Genomic DNA, 18,330 nt, shown 5'->3' with positions numbered 1-18,330 from the left:
GCGCGCGGCCTGCAGCACCGTGTACATGTCGGCGACCTTGCCCTGGATCAGCTGGAATTCGCCGATGGACTGGCCGAACTGCTTGCGGTCGTGGATGTACGGCACGACGTTGTCCATGACGGCCTGCATGATGCCGATCGGACCGGCGGCCAGCACGGCGCGCTCGTAGTCCAGGCCCGACATCAGCACCTTGGTGCCGCCGCCGACCTGGCCCAGGACGTTCTCCGCCGGCACCTCGACGTTCTGGAACACCAGCTCGCCGGTGTGGCTGCCGCGCATGCCGAGCTTGTCCAGCTTCTGCGCGATCGAGAAGCCCTTCATGCCCTTCTCGATCAGGAAGGCGGTCATGCCGCGGGCGCCGAGTTCGGGCTCGGTCTTGGCGTAGACGACCAGCGTGTCCGCATCGGGGCCGTTGGTGATCCACATCTTGGTGCCGTTGAGGACGTAGTAGCCGCCCTTGTCCTCGGCCCGCAGCTTCATCGACACGACGTCGGAGCCGGCGCCCGGCTCGCTCATCGCGAGCGCGCCGACGTGTTCGCCGGAGATCAGCTTGGGCAGGTACTTCTTCTTCTGCGCCTCGTTGCCGTTGCGCTTGATCTGGTTGACGCACAGGTTGGAGTGGGCGCCGTAGCTCAGGCCCACCGAGGCACTGGCGCGGGAGATCTCCTCCATCGCGACCATGTGGGCCAGGTAGCCCAGGCCGGCGCCGCCGAATTCCTCGGGCACGGTGACGCCCAGCACGCCCAGGTCGCCCATCTTGCGCCACAGGTCCATCGGGAACTGGTCGCTGCGGTCGATCTCGGCCGCGCGGGGGGCGATCTCGGCTTGGGCGAATTCGCGCACCGCGTCGCGCAGCGCGTCGATGTCTTCGCCGAGGTGGAAGTTCAGACCGGGCAGGCTCATGGGAATGTCTCCTCGACCGCCTCCACGCGCGCCGCTCCGGACGCTCGCTGGGCAATGTCTTACGTTTACGTAAACGTCAATTGTAGGGTAGGTCTGTACCGTTTCGGCTATTGCATAAATGCGTAAGGGTGGCCCCGGAACTGATGGATCGGCGTTAGAGGAATCGCTCGAGCAGCTTGCGCGAATGCCGGTCCAGCGAAAAGCGGTCCGGCACCAGGAAGTGCAGGCCGTGGGAGCTGGCGATCAGCAGCCGCCCTTCCCCGATGCGCCGGATGTCTTCCTCGCTCTTGAGGATGAATTCGGTGGCGCCGCGATCGGTCTCGACGGTCCATTGCGACGGCGTCGAGAAGGTCGACACCGCCAGCAGCTTCAGCACCGTGGGCGTGACCTCGCGGTGATCGAGTTCGTCGCGCAGCAGCGTGCGCTGCGCCTCGGGCAGGTCGCCGAGGCGGTCGATCCAGGCGATCTCATGGCCGTCGGTGCCGACCAGCGAGATGCCCTCCTCGGGCGCGGACAGCGGATGCGCCCGCACCGGCGTGACGTTGTCATGGGTCTGGCCGGTCGCGTCGACCAGGACCAGCCGGCCGAACGGATTGCGCGCCAGGGACTGGATGTTGCTCATGAAGACACCTCGGCGCGGTCAGGCCTGCGTGGCCGTGTGGACATTGACGTTGGGCGCGACGACGACGACGCTGTCCTGCTCCTCCGCGTCGACGCGGCGGGCCTGCGCCTCCCACAGCCGCCAGTAGGCACCCTGCTTGGCGATCAACTCGTCGTGCGGCCCGACCTCGACGATCTCGCCGCGGTCCATCACCACCAGCCGGTCGGCCTTGCGTAGCGTCGACAGGCGGTGCGCGATCGCGATCGTCGTGCGGCCCCGCACCAGGTTGTCCAGCGCCTTCTGGATCTCCTTCTCGGTCTCGGTGTCCACCGCCGAGGTGGCCTCGTCCATGATCAGGATGCGGGGATCGATCAGCAGCGCCCGCGCGATCGAGATGCGCTGGCGCTCGCCGCCGGACAGCCCCTGGCCGCGCTCGCCCACCAGCGAGTCGTAGCCCTGCGGCAGCCGCAGGATGAATTCATGCGCATGCGCGGCGCGGGCCGCGGCGACGATCTCCTCGCGCGTCGCGTCGGGCTTGCCGTAGGCAATGTTCTCCGCGATGGTGCCGAAGAACAGGAAGGGTTCCTGCAGGACCAGGCCGATGTGGCGGCGGTAGTCGGCCAGCGAGAAGCGGCGCAGGTCCACGCCGTCCAGCTTGATCGCGCCTTCGGTGACGTCGTAGAAGCGGCAGATCAGGTTGACCATCGTGCTCTTGCCCGAGCCGCTGTGGCCGACCAGGCCGATCATCTCGCCGGGCTGGATCTCGAGGTTGAGATCGCGGATCACCGTCCGGTTGCCGTAGCGGAAGCCGATGTCCTGCAGCGTCAGCCCGCCGCGCACCTTCTCCAGCCGGACCGGCTGGGCCGGTTCAGGCACGTTGGAATGGTGGTCGAGGATGTCGAAGATCCGCTTGGCGCCCGAGGCCGCCTTCTGCGTCACCGAGACGATCCGGCTCATCGAGTCCAGCCGCCCATAGAAGCGCCCGATGTAGGCCAGGAACGCGGTCAGCGTGCCGACCGTGATCTGCGAATGCGCGATCAACCAGATGCCGAAGGCCCACACGACCAGCAGGCCGATTTCGGTCAGCAGCGACACGCTCGGCGTGAACAGGCTCCAGGTCTTGTTGAGCCGGTCGTTGACCAGCAGGTTGTGCTTGTTGGCGCTGCGGAAGCGCTCGGCCTCGCGGCGCTCCTGGGCGAAGGCCTTGACCACGCGGATGCCGGGGATGGTGTCGGCCAGCACCGAGGTCACCTCGCCCCAGACGCGGTCGATCTTCTCGAAGCCGGTGCGCAGCTTGTCGCGCACCAGGTGGATCAGCCAGGCGATGAAGGGCAGCGGCACCAGCGTGGCCAGCGCCAGCCAGGCGTTGTTGGAGAACAGGATCACCGTGATCATCAGCAGCATCAGGCAATCGGTGATGAAGTCCAGCGCATGCAGCGACAGGAAGACGCTGATGCGGTCGGTCTCCGAGCCGATGCGGCTCATCAGGTCGCCGGTGCGCTTGGAGCCGAAGTACTCCAGCGACAGGCCCAGCAGGTGGTCGAAGGTCGCCGTGCGCAGGTCCGCGGCGATGCGCTCGGAGACCAGCGCGAGGATGTAGGTCTTGGCCCAGCCCAGGATCCAGGACACGATCGCCGCGCCCAGCAGGCCGCCCAGGTAGAGCGCCACCAGCCCGGTGTCGATCTGGCGGCCCTGCTGGAACGGGATCAGCACGTCGTCCATCAGCGGCATGGTCAGGTAGGGCGACACCAGCGTCGCGCCGGTCGCGCCCAGCATCAGCAGGAAGCCCAGCAGCAGCTGGCCGCGATAGGGCCGGGCGAAGCGCCACAGCCGCAGCAGTACCCAGGTCGAGGGCGGCGTGTGCAGCTCCCGCGCGCAGGAGGGGCATTCCTCGCTGTCCTCGGGCAGCACGGCCTGGCAGCTCGGGCAGAGCTCGGGTTCGGCGTCCTGGGTCAGCGCCGGTTCATCGCGGCGGTTGAAGGCGTCCTGGAAGCGCTGGGCCTGCAGGTTGACCTTCATCGTGAAGCGCCACTGGGCCAGCCGGCCGCGCTCGTCGACCAGTTCCAGCAGGCCCAGCCCGGCATGGTCCGACAACGCCAGGCGCAGCGCCGGCGTCAGCGGCCATTCGCGCTCGACCAGCGCGCCGGCGCCGTCCTCGGAGGGCTCCAGCGACAGCAACCGTTGATCGGTGAGTTGCAGACCGCCCCGGGCAAAGCGCAATCGCGCATCGAGGTCAACCTCCAGCGTGGCCCGGACGTTCTCGCCACGCCGCAGGCGTGACGCGAAGGCCTCGGCGAGCGAAACGCCGCCGGCACTGGCCGACGCGACAGGATGTTGATGCTGCATTTGTGTTGTTCTGCGATCTTCGAAACCGGACGTTCTTCGCCGCTTCCCTGGTCAGGGCAAGACCCGGACCAACCCGGATGCGGCATTTTTCGCGGGATTTTCGCTTAAGCGCACAATTGTGCTTCGCATTCCTCTCCGGTGGTCCGCCGGGCGGCCCCCTTCCACGTTCCCACCCCTCATGAGCCGACACGACGACATCAAGCTCCTGCGCATCAACTACCTGCGCGGCCCCAACATGTGGACCTATCGTCCGGTGCTGGAAACCTGGTTGGACCTGGGTGGCCTGGAGGAACATCCCTCGAACCTGATTCCCGGCTTCACCGAGCGCCTGTGCAAGCGGCTGCCGGCGCTGGAAGAGCACCACTGCGGCGTGGGCGAGCGCGGCGGCTTCCTGCAGCGCCTGACCGAAGGCACCTGGATGGGCCATGTGCTGGAGCACGTCGTCATCGAGCTGCTGAACCTGGCGGGCATGCCCACCGGTTTCGGCCAGACCCGCTCCACCTCGCAGCATGGCGTCTACCGCATGGTCTTCCGCGCCCGCGACGAGCAGGTTGCCCGCTGCGCGTTGGAGCAGGGCCACGCGCTGCTGATGGCCACGATCAATGGCGACGACTTCGACGTCGGCGCCGCCGTCGAGGCCATCCGCGACAAGCTCGACGACTGTTACCTCGGCCCCTCCACCGCCGCCATCGTGGCCGCCGCGACCGACCGCCGCATCCCCCACATCCGCCTGAACGACGGCAACCTGGTCCAGCTCGGCTACGGCGCCCGCCAGCGCCGCATCTGGACGGCCGAGACCGACATGACCAGCGCGATCGCCGAAGGCATCGCGCGCGACAAGGACCTGACCAAGGAACTGCTGAAGTCGGTCGGCGTGCCGGTGCCCGCCGGCCAGGCGGTCAAGACCGCCGCCGAGGCCTGGGACGTCGCCCAGGACCTGGGCCTGCCGGTCGTCGTCAAGCCCTCGGACGGCAACCACGGCCGCGGCGTCACGCTGGACCTGCGCCACCAGGCCGATGTCGAGGCCGCCTTCCACCTGGCCGACAAGGAAGGCTCGGAAGTGCTGGTCGAGAGCTACATCCCCGGCATGGAGCACCGCCTGCTGGTGGTCGGCGGCCAGGTCGTCGCCGCGGCGCGCGGCGAGGAGGCCTGGATCACCGGCGACGGCACGCACAACGTCATCGAGCTGATCGACCTGCAGATCAACACCGATCCGCGCCGCGGCACGACCGAGGACTTCCCGCTCAACCGCATCGACATCCGCGACGACCCGGTCGTGCTGCTGGACCTGCAGCGCCAGGGCCTGTCCGGCGACGGCGTGCCCGAGGCCGGCCGGCGCGTGCTGATCCAGCGCAACGGCAACGTCGCGATCGACTGCACCGCGCAGATCCACCCCGAGGTCGCCCATGCGGTCTCGCTGGCGGTGCGCACCGTCGGCCTGGACATCGCCGGCGTCGACCTGGTCTGCAGCGACATCTCCCGGCCGCTGTCCGAGACCGGCGGCGCCATCGTCGAAGTCAACGCAGGCCCCGGCCTGCTGATGCACCTGAAGCCGGCCGAGGGCATGCCCCAGCCGGTGGGCCAGGCCATCATCGACCACCTGTTCGCCGAGGACGAGAACGGCCGCATTCCCATCGTGGGCGTGGCGGGCTCGCGCGGCACGGCGCAGATCGCGCGCCTGGTCGGCTGGCTGCTGCACCTGAACGGCCGCCACGTCGGCCTGGCCTGCGGCGCCGGCCTGTTCCTGGGCACCCGCCGCGTCGAGCGCAAGCCCAGCGCGACCTGGGCCGCCAGCCACCGCCTGCTGATGAACCGCGCGTCGACGCGATCGTCGTGGAGAACGGCGCCGGCACCATCCTGGGCGACGGCCTGGCCTACGACCGCTGCCAGGTCGGCGTCGTCACCGACATGGGTCGCGTGCCCGAGCTCGACCAGCACGACATCCAGACCGAGGACCAGCTCTTCAAGGTCTTGCGCACGCAGGTCGACGTGGTGCTGTCCGACGGCGTCGCCGTGCTCAACGCCGACGAGGCCAAGGTGGCCGAGATGGCGGAGCTCTCCGACGGCGAGGTCATCTTCTACGCCCTGGACGCCGCCAACGAGGCGCTGTCCGCGCACCGCGCGCGGGAAGGCCGCGGCGTGTTCCTGCGCGGCGGCGCCGCGATGCTGGCGCAGGGCACGGCGGAAACCTCGGGCGCCAATGTCGACTCGCTGCAGGCCCGCTTCCGCGCGGCCGGGCAGGAGATCGGCACCGACTCCGTGCTGGCCGCCGTCGCCACCGCGTGGGCGATGGGCATCTCGCCCGAGCTGATCTCCGCCGGCCTGGACACCTTCGTGCCGGACCTGCCGCAGTAAGCGCGCGGCCGCCGTTCCGATCGCCCCTTCAAAGAACAGTCGAACCGAAAGACGACAGATGGAAGTCTCCCGCACCCGCGCCCTCCGCGGCCCCAACATGTGGAGCCGCCACACCGCCATCGAGGCGGTCGTGCACTGCAGCGAGACCGAGCGCGCGCTCGCCGACATGGCCGGCTTCGAGGCCCGCCTGCGCGAGCGCTTCCCCGGCATCGGCCCGCTGCGGCCGGCCAGCAGCGCCAAGTCGCCCATCACGCTGGCCCATGTGCTGGAGCAGGCGGCGCTCGCGCTGCAGGCCCAGGCCGGCTGCCCGGTGACCTTCAGCCACACCCACACCACGTCCGAGCCGGGCACCTACCAGGTCGTCGTCGAGTACAGCGAGGAAGACGTCGGCCGCATGGCCTTCGACAAGGCCGTCGAGCTGATCGCCGCGGCCCAGTCCGGCGGCGCCTTCGACGCCGACGCCGCCATCAAGGCGCTGCGCGAGACCGACGAGGACATCCGCCTCGGCCCCTCGACCGGCTCCATCGTCGACGCCGCCTGCAAGCGCGGCATCCCCTTCCGCCGCCTGACGCAGGGCTCGCTGGTGCAGCTGGGCTGGGGCGTCAAGCAGCGCCGCATCTGGGCGGCCGAGGTCGACGCCACCAGCGCGGTGTCCGAATCGATCGCGCAGGACAAGGACCTGTCCAAGCGCCTGCTGCAGTCGGCCGGCGTGCCGGTGCCGATCGGCGCGCCGGTGAACTCGGTCGACGAAGCCTGGGAGCTGGCGCAGGAGATCGGCCTGCCCGTCGTGGTCAAGCCGCTGGACGGCAACCAGGGCAAGGGCGTGACGGTGAACGTCGCCACCCGCGAGCATCTGGAGATGGCCTACAAGGCGGCCGACGAGATCGGCACCGTGATGGTCGAGAAGTTCCTGCCCGGCAGCGATTACCGCCTGCTGGTGGTCGGCGACAAGCTGGTGGCCGCGGCCCGCCGCGATCCGCCCAACGTGATCGGCGACGGCGTGCACACGGTGCGCCAGCTGGTCGACAAGGTCAACGAGGACCCGCGCCGCGGCGACGGCCATGCCACCTCGCTGACGAAGATCCGCCTGGACGACATCGCCATCGCGCGCCTGGACCTGCAGGGGCTGACGCCGGAGTCGGTGCCCGACAAGGGCCGCCGCGTGATCCTGCGCAACAACGCCAACCTGTCCACCGGCGGCACCGCCACCGACGTGACCGATGACGTGCATCCCGAGGTCGCGGCGCGCGCGATCGCGGCGGCGACCGTCGTCGGCCTGCATGTCTGCGGCGTCGACGTGGTGGCCGAGAGCGTGCACAAGCCGCTCGAGGAGCAGAGCGGCGGCATCGTCGAGGTCAACGCCGCGCCCGGCCTGCGCATGCACCTGAGCCCGTCCTACGGCAAGGGCCGCGACGTCGGCGAAGCCATCATCTCGAGCATCTACGGCCCGGGCAACCGCGGCAGCGCGAACGAGGACGGCCGCATCCCCATCGTCGCGGTCACCGGCACCAACGGCAAGACGACGACCTCGCGCCTGGTGGCGCACATGTTCGCGACGCAGGGCCTGCGCGTGGGCATGACCAACACCGATGGCGTCTACGTCGACGGCCGCCAGACCGACAGCGGCGACTGCTCCGGCCCGAAGAGCGCGCGCAACGTGCTGATGCATCCGGACGTCGAGGCGGCGGTCTTCGAGACCGCACGCGGCGGCGTGCTGCGCGAGGGCCTGGGCTTCGACCGCTGCCAGGTGGCGGTGGTGACCAACCTGGGCGAAGGCGACCACCTGGGCATGAACTTCCTCAACACCGTCGAGGAGCTGGCGCTGGTCAAGCGCGTGATCGTGCAGAACGTGGCCGACAACGGTTATGCGGTGCTCAACGCCGCCGACCCGGTCGTGGCCAAGATGGCCGAGGTCTGCCCGGGCCAGGTGATCTTCTTCGCCAGCGACCGTCACCATCCGCTGATGGCCACCCACCGCGCGCAGGGCAAGCGCTGCGTCTACATCGACGGCGACGCGCTGGTCGCGGCGCAGGGCGCGTGGCGCGAGTCCATCCCGCTGCGCGACATCCCCTTCACCCGCGGCGGCGCGATCCCGTTCCAGAACGAGAACGCGATGGCGGCGGTGGCGGCGGCCTGGGGCGTGGGCCTGGACTGGGACACGATCCGGCGCGGGCTGGCCAGCTTCATGAGCGATCCGGACAGCGTGCCGGGCCGCTTCAACGTGATGGACTACCGCGGCGCGACCGTCATCGCCGACTACGGCCACAACGGCGACGCGATGCGCGCGCTGGTGCAGGCGGTGCAGGCGCTGCCGGCCAACAAGCGCTCGGTGGTGATCTCGGGCGCGGCGACCGCCTTGATGGCGCAACGCGCGGAGCGCCCCGGTGCGCTGCTCGCCACGCGCAGCCAGCGCCTGCTGCTGCCGCTGCTGTTCGGGATGGCGGTGATCGTGCCGCCGCAGGCCTACCTCGAGGTGGTCGAGAGGCTCCATTACAGCGGCAGCTACCTGGATTTCCTGAAGCTCTATTTCCAGGCGTACCACGGCTTCTGCCGCGGCGACGACTGCCTGGCGCTGCCGACCTGGAACCACCTCTGGTTCCTGCCCTACCTCTGGACCTACACCGTGCTGGTGCTGCTGGCGCTGATGCTGCCCGGCGGGCGCCGAGTGCTCGCGCATCCGGCATGGGGGCGGCTGGTGGCCGACGGCCGGCTGCTCTGGGTGCCCTGGCTGGTCTTCGCGCTGCTGCGCCAGCACCTGCTCGAGCGCTTTCCCACCACCCACGACCTGCTCCACGACGGCTACCAGCATGGCGTGTACGCCGCGATGTTCCTGCTGGGCTTCGCGTTGTTTGGCTCGCGCGACGACCGGCACGGGGCCTGGGCCGCCGCGCGCCGCTGGCGCTGGGCCGCGCTGCTGGGCTACATCGCCGTGCAGGGCCTCTCGGAGGCGATCGTGAGCGCCTGGCGTCAGGCCCATGGCGAGGACTTCCCCGAAGCGCTGCTGATGGCGCTGCGCGCGCTCAACGCCGGCAAGCAATGGCTGCCAATCGTGGCAATGATGGGCTTCGGTCGGCAGTGGTTCGCCGACCGCGATTCGCCAATGCTGCGATGGCTGACGCTGGCGGTGTTCCCGTTCTACCTGGTCCACCAGACGGTGACGGTCATCGCGGGCCACCTGCTGGCGCCGCTGCACTGGCCGCTGGCGCTGGAAGCGTTCGCGCTGGTGGCGATCACCGCGCTCGGCTGCCTGCTCGCCGCGCTCGTGGCGATGCGCGTGAATGCGCTGCGGCCTTGGATGGGTCTGGGGCCCTCGGGACGCTCTGCCCCCTTGGATCCTTTGAACCCTTCGAAGCGCAAGCGCCGGAAAGCAAAAAGCCCGGCACCTTGCGGTACCGGGCTTTCCGATTCTTCTTATTAATGGTCGGGGTGGCGGGATTCGAACTCGCGACCCCTTGCACCCCATGCAAGTGCGCTACCAGGCTGCGCTACACCCCGACGAAGCCTCAGATTCTATACGCAATTTTGCGGCTCATGCAAGCAAACTCTCTCGAATCGCCAGCAGCTCGTCGCGCACCTGCTCCAGCGTCAGCTTCTCGAGCGACACCGTGGTGTGCGCCGCGCCGTCGGCGAAGTCCGCGGCGAGCGCGCGCGACGCTTCGCGGTGGTCGCGGTAGGCCTCGAGCTGCGCCGATGCAAGCGCTTCCGCGCGGAACTCCTGCGCGTTGGCGGCATGGCTGCCGGCATCGGTCAATTGATTGCGCGCGCCGCTGATCGTGAAGCCCTGGTCGTAGAGCAGATCGCGGATGCGGCGGATGAGCAGCACCTCATGATGCTGGTAATAACGCCGGTTGCCCCGCCGCTTCATCGGCTTGAGCTGCGTGAATTCCTGTTCCCAGTAACGCAGGACATAGGGCTTCACGCCGCACAGCTCGCTCACCTCACCGATGGTGAAGTAGCGCTTGGCGGGAATGGCGGGAAGCTGGACGTCCATGGGGATCAGCGGCTCCGGCGGCGGCGGGAAGGGTCAGACTCTACTCGAAGTCACTGCCCGTCGGCGTGTTGCCCTGGACCGCTTCTTTCAATTTGTGACTCGCATGAAACGTCACGACGTTGCGCGCCTTGATGGGGATCGCTTCGCCGGTGCGCGGGTTGCGGCCGGGTCTGGGCGCCTTGCGCCGGATGTTGAAGTTGCCGAAGCCCGACAGCTTCACCTCGCGGCCGCTGGACAGGCTCTGATGAATGATGTCGAAGAAGGCCTCGACCATGTCCTTGGACTCGCGCTTGTTCAGGCCGAGCTTGTCGAACAGCAGTTCCGCCAGCTCGGCCTTGGTCAGCGTGGGCGTCTCCAGGCTGCCGAGCAGCACCCGCGCCTGCTCCTTCAGATCGTCATCGTTCATCGACATCCTCCGCTCCCCCTCAGCCCCGCAGGCGCGCGCCCAGGCGTTCGCCCAGCTGCGTCACCACCTTCGCCACCGCCTGCTCGATGCGTTCGTCGGTCAGCGTGTTCTCGTCATCGAGCAGCTCCAGGCGCACGGCCAGGCTGCGTTCGCCCGCCTGCAGCTCCGCCGTCGGCTGGGCGGGCTTGAAGACGTCGAACAGACGCGCCGAGCGTACCAGGGCTTCGCCGCTGGATTCGATCGCCCGCATGAGGGAGGCATAGGTCACCTGCTCATTGACGATCAGCGCCAGATCGCGTTGCACCGCCTGCAGGCGCGGCACGCCCTGGCCCTGCGGCAGCGTGCGCGCCAGCACCGCGTCCAGCGACAGCTCGAACAGCACCGGCGCCGACGGCAGTTCGTAGCCCTGGCGCCACTTCGGATGCAGCTCGCCGATCACGCCGATCTCGACGCCGTCCAGCAGCACACGGGCGCTGCGGCCCGGATGCAGCGCGGGATGGGCGGCCGCTTCGAAGCTCAGCGCGCGCGGCGCGAACAGCGCTTCCAGGTCGCCCTTCACATCGAAGAAGTCGACGGCGCGGTCCTTCTGCGCCCATTGCTGCTGGTCCGCCGGCCCCCAGGCCAGGCCGGCCAGTCGCATCGGCTGCGCGATGCCGGCGATCGTGGTGTCGCTTTCCTGCACCGAGGCGTCGCGCAGGAACACGCGGCCGATCTCGAACACGCGCACGCGCGGCGCCTTGCGCGACAGGTTGTTGCGCAGCACCTGCACGAGCGAGCCCATGAGCGACGTGCGCATCACCGCCAGCGGCGCGGCGATCGGGTTCAGCAGCTGGATCGGGTTGGTGTTGCCGGCGAGCTCCTGCTCCCAGCGCGCCTCGACGAAGCTGAAGTTGATGGTCTCGAAGTAACCCAGGCCGGCCATCGCGTGACGCAGCGCGTGCGTCGCGCGGCGCGATTCGGTGCGCACCTTGCCGACCACCGGCGCCAGCGGCGGCGTCGACGGCAGCTTCGGATAACCCAGCACGCGGATGACTTCCTCGATCAGGTCTTCCTCGATCTGCAGGTCGAAGCGGAACGACGGCGGCGTCACCGTGATCACGCCCGGCGCCGACGTGAACGCCAGACCCAGGCGCTGGAACACGCCTTCGCAGTCGGCCTGCGTGACCGGCATGCCGATGACCTTGGCGGCGCGCTCGACGCGCAGCGCGACCGGCTTGCGCTCGGGCAGTTGCGTGGTCTGGTCGTCCATCGGGCCGCACGTCGTTTCCGGGCCGCCGCAGATGGACAGGATCAGCTCCGTGATGCGCTCGATGTGATCGACGGTGCCGGCCGGATCGACGCCGCGCTCGAAGCGGTGGCCGGCGTCGGTCGAGAAGTTGTAGCGGCGCGAGCGCCCCATCACCGCCTTCGGCCACCAGAACGCGGCCTCGACATAGATGTGCTTCGTGTCGTCGGAGACGGCGGTGGCGTTGCCGCCCATGATGCCGGCCAGCGATTCGACCTGCTCGCGATCGGCGATCACGCCGACCTGCTCGTCGACCTCGATGATGTTGCCGTTGAGCAGCTTGAGTTGCTCCCCCTTCCTGCCCCAGCGCACGATCAGTTCGCCATGGATCTTGTCCAGGTCGAAGATGTGGGACGGGCGGCCCAGCTCGAACATCACGTAGTTCGAGATGTCCACCAGCGGCGACACCGAGCGCTGGCCGCAGCGGGCCAGGCGGTCGACCATCCACTGCGGGGTCTTGGCCTTGGTGTCGACGTTGCGGATCACGCGGCCCGAGAAGCGGCCGCACAGGTCCGGCGCCTCGATGCGCACCGGCAGCTTGGCGTCGTTGGCGACGGCGGCGGGCTGGATCTCCGGCGCGATCAGCGGCGCGCCGGTCAGCGCGGACACCTCGCGGGCGATGCCATAGACGCTCAGCGCGTGCGCCAGGTTCGGCGTCAGCTTCAGCGTGAACAGCGTGTCATCCAGGTTCAGGTGCTTGCGGATGTCCTCGCCCAGCGGCGCGTCCGCGGCCAGCTCGAGCAGGCCGCCATGGTCCTCGGACAGCTTCAGCTCGCGGGCCGAGCACAGCATGCCGAAGCTCTCGACGCCGCGCAGCTTGCCCTTGCCGATCTTGAAGGGCTTGCCGTCCTCGCCGGGGGGCAGCTCGGCGCCGATCGTGGCCAGCGGCACGCGGATGCCGGCGCGCGCGTTCGGCGCGCCGCAGACGATCTGCAGCAGTTCGGGGCCGCCGGCGTTGACCTTGCACACGCGCAGGCGGTCCGCGTCGGGATGCTGCGCGGCTTCGACGATCTCCGCCACGACGATGCCGTGGAACGGCGGCGCCACCGGGCGCAGCTCCTCGACCTCCAGGCCGGACATCGTCAGCAGCTCGGCCAGTTCTTGCGTGTTCAGCGCGGGATTGCAGAAGGCCCGCAGCCAGCTCTCAGGGAATTGCATGTGTTTCTCTCTTGCTCTCTAGGCGACCGACAGGCGTGCTTACTTGAACTGCGACAGGAAGCGCAGGTCGCCGTCGAAGAACAGGCGCAGGTCATTGACGCCGTAGCGCAGCATGGCCAGGCGGTCGATGCCCGAGCCGAAGGCGAAGCCGATGTAGCGCTCGGGATCGAGGCCCATGTTGCGGATCACCTGCGGGTGCACCTGGCCCGAGCCCGACACCTCCAGCCAGCGGCCCTTGAGCGGGCCGGAGCCGAACATCATGTCGATCTCGGCGCTGGGCTCGGTGAACGGGAAATAGCTGGGGCGGAAACGGATCTCCATGTCCGTCGTCTCGAAGAACTGCTGCATGAAGTTCACGTAGACGGACTTGAGGTCCTTGAAGCTGATGTTCTCGCCGACCCACAGGCCCTCGACCTGGTGGAACATCGGCGAATGCGTCGCGTCGCTGTCGACGCGGTAGGTGCGGCCCGGCGCGATCACGCGGATCTCGGGCATCGGCTGGCCGGCGTCAATCAGCGCACGATGCTTCTTGACGTGCTGCACCGCGTAGCGGATCTGCATCGGGCTGGTGTGCGTGCGCAAGACATGGCCCCCTTCGATGTAGAAGGTGTCATGCATCGAGCGGGCCGGATGGTCCTCGGGCGTGTTCAGCGCGGTGAAGTTGAACCAGTCGTTCTCGATTTCCGGGCCGTCGGCCACGTCGAAGCCCATCGAGCCGAAGATGGCCTCGATGCGCTCCATCGCCCGCGTGATCGGGTGCAGGCCGCCGGTGCCGCGCTGGCGACCGGGCAGCGTCACGTCCAGCGCCTCGGCCTTGAGCTGCTTCTCGAGTTCGGCATCCGCCAGCGCCTGGCGACGCGCGGTCAGCGCGGCCTCGATGCCCTGCTTGAGCTGGTTGATCTGCGCGCCGCGGGTCTTCTTCTCCTCGACGGACAGCGCGGCCATGCCCTTCATCAGCTCGGTGACCTGGCCGGTCTTGCCCAGGAAGCGGGCCTTGGCGTTCTCCAGGTCAGCGGGAGTCGTGGCGGCGGCGAAATCGCCGGTGGCCTGTTGCAGCAGTTGATCGAGGTCGTTCATCGCGGGGCGCCGATGCGGCATCTGGCGTCGTTGGCGGAAATCGAAGGGCGCGACGGTGAAATGGCGAACATCGCACCACCGCGCCGGAATGAAAAAAGGCCGAACACCAGGGTGTCGGCCTTTGAAAAGGGCGACTCCGGCAACACCGGAGTTGCCAGTCCATCCACGGGCGAGCACCCGCAAACGGACCTTGGCAATTAAGCCAGAGCGGCCTTCACCTTGGCGAAGATGCTGGCGAAACCAGCAGGATCGTTGACGGCGAGATCGGCCAGGACCTTGCGGTCGATGTCGATCTGGGCCTTCTTCAGGCCGGCCACGAACTTGCTGTAGCTCAGACCCAGGCCACGGCTTGCCGCGTTGATACGGGCAATCCACAGCTGGCGGAACACGCGCTTCTTGGCACGGCGGTCACGGTAGGCGTACTGGCCCGCCTTCATCACCGCCTGCTTGGCGATGCGGAAGACGTTCTTGCGACGACCACGGAAGCCCTTGGCCAGGGCCAGGACCTTCTTGTGACGAGCACGTGCGGTGACACCACGTTTGACGCGAGGCATGTTGTATCTCCTTGTCTACTGCTGGATTACAGACCAGCGGTGGGCAGCATCGCGGCGATGTGGCCCATGTTGGTCTCATGCACGGTCGTGGCGCCACGCAGCTGGCGCTTGTTCTTCGTGGTCTTCTTGGTCAGGATGTGGCGCTTGAACGCCTGACCGCGCTTGACGGTGCCACCCGGACGAACGCGAAAACGCTTTTTCGCGCTGCTCTTGGTCTTCATCTTGGGCATGACTGCTCCTTCTATGTGCGTCCCTGCAGGCGACCCCGGGTTCCGGAGTACTTGCCTGGCCTGCAGGAGACTAATGAGCCTGTCGACGACCAGATCGACAGGCCAGGTCTGCAAGAACAACGCCTTGCAAACAGAACCGGGCCGCAGCCCGGTTCTGTTTGCACCCCTCGCGAGGTGAGGGCCGACCCGCGGGCCGGCCCGGCGCATCAGCTGCGCTTCTTCGGCGCGAGCACCATGATCATCTGGCGCCCTTCCAGCTTGGGCATGTGCTCCACCACCGCCACGTCCGCCAGTTCATCACGGATGCGCTCCAGCATGCGCATGCCGATGTCCTGGTGGGTGATCTCGCGACCGCGGTAGCGCAGCGTGACCTTGCCCTTGTCGCCGTCCTCCGCGATGAAGCGGCGCAGGTTGCGCATCTTGATCTGGTAGTCGCCTTCGTCCGTGCCCGGACGGAACTTGACTTCCTTGACCTCGATGACCTTCTGCTTGGACTTGGCTTCCGCCGCGCGCTTCTGCTCCTGGTACTTGAACTTGCCGTAGTCCATCAACCGGCAGACCGGCGGGACCGCTGTCGCGGCAATCTCAACCAGATCGACGTCCAGGTCACCGGCCATCCGGAGCGCTTCCTGGATCGAGACGATGCCGATCGGCTCGTTCTCCGGGCCATTCAGACGGACTTCGGAAGCGGTGATTTCGCGGTTCAGGCGGTGCTTGCGCTCCGGAATCGCACGACGGTCAGCAAAAGTAGCGATGGTGGTTACCTTTAAACGGGCCTTGGCAAGGGTCCGAAGAGATCAATAAACGCAAAAAGCGCCCGACTCAGGCTTTGTCCGCGATGGCCGTCGAGAGCTTCGAGACGAAGTCCTCCAGCGACATCACGCCCAGATCCTGGTTGCCTCGGGCGCGCACTGCAACCGCGCCGTTCGCCTTTTCCTTGTCGCCGACGACGAGGATGAACGGGACTTTTTGCAGCGAATGCTCGCGGATTTTATACGTGATCTTTTCATTGCGCAAATCGGCCTGGACCCTAAGCCCTTGTTTTTGCAGCGATTTCACAATGTCTGAAACGTAATCCGCCTGGGCGTCCGTGATATTCGCGACAACCACCTGCGTCGGCGCCAGCCAGACGGGCAGCGCGCCGGCGTGCTGCTCGATCAGGATGCCGATGAAACGCTCCAGGCTGCCGACGATCGCGCGATGCAGCATCACGGGCGTGCGGCGCTCGCCGTCCTCGCCGACGTACTCGGCACCCAGGCGGCCCGGCATCGAGAAGTCGACCTGCATCGTGCCGCACTGCCACTGGCGGCCGATCGCGTCCTTGAGCGTGTATTCGATCTTCGGACCGTAGAAGGCGCCATCGCCGGGGGCGATGATGAATTCCACGCCGGAGGCGCGCAGCGACTCCATCAGCGCGAACTCGGCCTTGTCCCAGACCTCATCGGAGCCGATGCGCGCCTCGGGGCGCGTCGCGACCTTGTAGATGATGTTCTCGAAACCGAAGTCCTTGTAGACCTTCTGCAACAGTGCCGTGTACGCCACGCATTCGGCCAGGATCTGGTCTTCCGTGCAGAAGATGTGGCCGTCGTCCTGCGTGAAGCCGCGCACGCGCATGATGCCGTGCAGGCCGCCCGTGGGCTCGTTGCGATGGCACTGGCCGAACTCGCCGAAGCGCAGCGGCAGATCGCGGTAGCTCTTGATGCCGTGCTTGAAGATCAGGATGTGACCGGGACAGTTCATCGGCTTGAGCGCGTAATCGCGCTTCTCCGATTCCGTCGTGAACATGTTGTCGCGGTACTTGTCCCAGTGGCCCGTGGCCTCCCACAGCGTCTTGTCGAGCAGCTGCGGGCCTTTCACTTCCTGGTAGCCGTTGTCGCGGTACACGCGGCGCATGTACTGCTCGACTTCCTGCCACACCGTCCAGCCCTTGGGATGCCAGAACACCACGCCCGGCGCGTGCTCGTCGATGTGGAACAGCTCCAGCTCCTTGCCGAGCTTGCGGTGGTCGCGCTTCTCGGCTTCCTCGAGCATGCGCAGGTAGTTGGCCAGGTCGTCCTTCGTCGCCCAGGCCGTGCCGTAGATGCGCTGCAGCTGCTCGTTGCGGTGGTCGCCGCGCCAGTAGGCGCCCGCCACCTTCATCAGCTTGAAGAACTTGAGCTTGCCGGTGGACGGGACGTGCGGGCCGCGGCACAGGTCGGTGAAGCCGCCCTCGGCGTAGAGCGACACGTCCTGGTCGGCCGGGATGCTCTCGATGATCTCGGCCTTGTAGGCCTCGCCGATGCCTTTGAAGTACTGCACCGCCTCGTCGCGCGGCAGCACCGAGCGCGTCACCTTCTCGTCCTTCTTCGCGAGCTCGGCCATCTTGGCCTCGATCGCCGCGAGGTCCTCGGGCGTGAACGGACGCTTGTAGGAGAAGTCGTAATAGAAGCCGTGTTCGATGACCGGGCCGATCGTGACCTGGGCGTCGGGGAACAGCTCCTTGACCGCGTAGGCCAGCAGGTGGGCCGTCGAGTGGCGGATCACCTCCAGCCCGTCCGGATCCTTGTCCGTGACGATGGCCAGCTGCGTGTCCTGGTCGATGAGGAAGCTCGTGTCGACGAGCCGGGCGTTCTCGCCCGCGCCGACGCGGCCGGCCAGCGCGGCCTTGGCCAGGCCCGTGCCGATGGAGGCGGCCACCTCGGCGACGGTCACCGGCTGCGGGAACTCGCGCTTGGAACCGTCGGGCAGTTGGATGGAAATTTGGGACATGTTCGGGTACTCCAGAAAACAAAAAGCGCGGCCACTTGCCGCGCTTGATCTGGGGTGCTGACTGTTTCCGGACAGCAGGGGAAAAGACGTGACGAGCCGCGGCCGCTCAAACCTTCGCAGTGGAGGTGCTAGTCCGCGGTGTCATAACCGATTCGCCTTTCCCGGTCCTTGTTGGAAAAAGAAATGAAGGCGGCAGTGTAGCTCAGAGCGCCTGGATGTCGAGCGACGGGCGGCTGCAGGCCTCCTGGAATTCGTCGCGCAGGCGCTCGCCCTCGCGCACCGCGCGCAGCCAGTCGCGGGCGCGGCCCGGCACGTCGTTCAGGTAGCGCTGGAAGTCGTTGCGGTCGGGCAGCTTGCCATTGGGCAGCGTCTTCACCCACTCGGGGTTGGGCGTCAGCAGCACGACGTTGTCGAGGAAGGCGCTGGTGCGGTGCCGGTGCTTGAGCGCCTTGTCCAGCCATCCGGGAATCACGCTCGACTGGAAATGCGGATAGAGCGCGATGCCGTCGCCCACCATCGCCGCGTAGTTCAGGTGCAGGTGGTAGTCGGTGATGCCGCCGTCCCAGTAGGCGCCGGCGGGCGCGCCTTCGATGTCGTGCACGGCCTGCAGCCAGAACGGGATGGAGCAGCTCGCCAGCAGGCTGGGCTTGAGGTTGCCGGCGTCCAGCGCGACCTG

12 protein-coding genes, 1 tRNA gene and 3 pseudogenes are annotated in these 18,330 nt (G+C 67.7%); 3 read left to right on the top strand and 13 right to left on the bottom strand.

The features are described 5' to 3' along the window. From FUT87_RS08130 to FUT87_RS08120, 3 genes are all read right to left on the bottom strand, one after another. Window positions 1–903: acyl-CoA dehydrogenase family protein (locus FUT87_RS08130; protein WP_147240700.1), on the bottom strand; the 903-nt coding region annotated here is incomplete at its 3' end. Window positions 904–1,057: 154 nt separating this feature from the next. Next, the gene (locus tag FUT87_RS08125; RefSeq protein WP_091720330.1) at window positions 1,058–1,525 is read right to left on the bottom strand and encodes a DUF1854 domain-containing protein; all 468 of its coding nucleotides are present in this window, start codon (window positions 1,523–1,525) and stop codon (window positions 1,058–1,060) included. Window positions 1,526–1,543: 18 nt separating this feature from the next. Beyond that, complete coding sequence (locus FUT87_RS08120; protein ID WP_147240699.1) at window positions 1,544–3,850, bottom strand: ABC transporter ATP-binding protein; 2,307 nt, start codon at window positions 3,848–3,850, stop codon at window positions 1,544–1,546. Between the two features lie 178 nt (window positions 3,851–4,028). Between FUT87_RS08120 and cphA (FUT87_RS08115) the strand changes: the two are divergent. Together cphA (FUT87_RS08115) and cphA (FUT87_RS08110) are read left to right on the top strand one after the other, a co-directional pair. After that, a pseudogene (gene cphA, locus FUT87_RS08115) lies at window positions 4,029–6,205 on the top strand (cyanophycin synthetase). 58 nt (window positions 6,206–6,263) lie between these two features. Beyond that, window positions 6,264–8,552 (top strand): annotated as a pseudogene (gene cphA / locus FUT87_RS08110) (cyanophycin synthetase); the annotation flags it as partial. Between the two features lie 1,071 nt (window positions 8,553–9,623). On the opposite strand, the gene FUT87_RS08105 reads toward cphA (FUT87_RS08110), so the two are convergent. From FUT87_RS08105 to pheS, 5 genes are all read right to left on the bottom strand, one after another. Continuing rightward, a tRNA-Pro gene (locus FUT87_RS08105) sits at window positions 9,624–9,700 on the bottom strand. 34 nt (window positions 9,701–9,734) lie between these two features. After that, complete coding sequence (locus FUT87_RS08100; RefSeq protein ID WP_091722670.1) at window positions 9,735–10,196, bottom strand: MerR family transcriptional regulator; 462 nt, start codon at window positions 10,194–10,196, stop codon at window positions 9,735–9,737. A gap of 40 nt (window positions 10,197–10,236) precedes the next feature. Continuing rightward, on the bottom strand, window positions 10,237–10,602 hold the full coding sequence (locus tag FUT87_RS08095) for an integration host factor subunit alpha (RefSeq protein ID WP_091722666.1): 366 nt from the start codon (window positions 10,600–10,602) through the stop codon (window positions 10,237–10,239). 19 nt (window positions 10,603–10,621) lie between these two features. After that, complete coding sequence (gene pheT / locus FUT87_RS08090) at window positions 10,622–13,045, bottom strand: phenylalanine--tRNA ligase subunit beta (RefSeq protein ID WP_147240697.1); 2,424 nt, start codon at window positions 13,043–13,045, stop codon at window positions 10,622–10,624. A gap of 39 nt (window positions 13,046–13,084) precedes the next feature. Then, a complete protein-coding gene (gene pheS / locus FUT87_RS08085; protein ID WP_067062294.1) occupies window positions 13,085–14,122 on the bottom strand; it encodes a phenylalanine--tRNA ligase subunit alpha in 1,038 nt (345 codons plus the stop codon). On the opposite strand from pheS, the gene FUT87_RS08080 reads away from it, so the two are divergent. After that, window positions 14,096–14,323 (top strand): hypothetical protein, encoded by a 228-nt coding sequence (locus FUT87_RS08080; RefSeq protein ID WP_147240696.1) that lies wholly within the window; start codon window positions 14,096–14,098, stop codon window positions 14,321–14,323. The two genes, pheS and FUT87_RS08080, sit on opposite strands and share 27 nt — an antisense overlap. Here FUT87_RS08080 and rplT read toward each other — a convergent pair. The 5 genes and pseudogenes from rplT to FUT87_RS08055 all read right to left on the bottom strand — a co-directional run. Further along, window positions 14,320–14,676, bottom strand: coding sequence for a 50S ribosomal protein L20 (gene rplT / locus FUT87_RS08075; RefSeq protein WP_058934277.1), 357 nt, complete (start codon window positions 14,674–14,676; stop codon window positions 14,320–14,322). The two genes, FUT87_RS08080 and rplT, sit on opposite strands and share 4 nt — an antisense overlap. A gap of 26 nt (window positions 14,677–14,702) precedes the next feature. Further along, the gene (gene rpmI, locus FUT87_RS08070; RefSeq protein ID WP_091722658.1) at window positions 14,703–14,906 is read right to left on the bottom strand and encodes a 50S ribosomal protein L35; all 204 of its coding nucleotides are present in this window, start codon (window positions 14,904–14,906) and stop codon (window positions 14,703–14,705) included. A gap of 206 nt (window positions 14,907–15,112) precedes the next feature. Beyond that, window positions 15,113–15,661: a translation initiation factor IF-3 gene (gene infC / locus FUT87_RS08065; protein WP_217648428.1), complete on the bottom strand. Its 549-nt coding sequence runs from the start codon at window positions 15,659–15,661 to the stop codon at window positions 15,113–15,115. Between the two features lie 67 nt (window positions 15,662–15,728). Then, a complete protein-coding gene (gene thrS, locus FUT87_RS08060; protein ID WP_147240695.1) occupies window positions 15,729–17,654 on the bottom strand; it encodes a threonine--tRNA ligase in 1,926 nt (641 codons plus the stop codon). A 202-nt stretch (window positions 17,655–17,856) separates the two neighbouring features. Then, window positions 17,857–18,330: pseudogene (locus tag FUT87_RS08055) on the bottom strand (phospholipase); the annotation flags it as partial.

The organism is Mitsuaria sp. TWR114, assembly GCF_007997345.1.
This window is presented reverse-complemented; position numbering and strand designations above follow the sequence as displayed.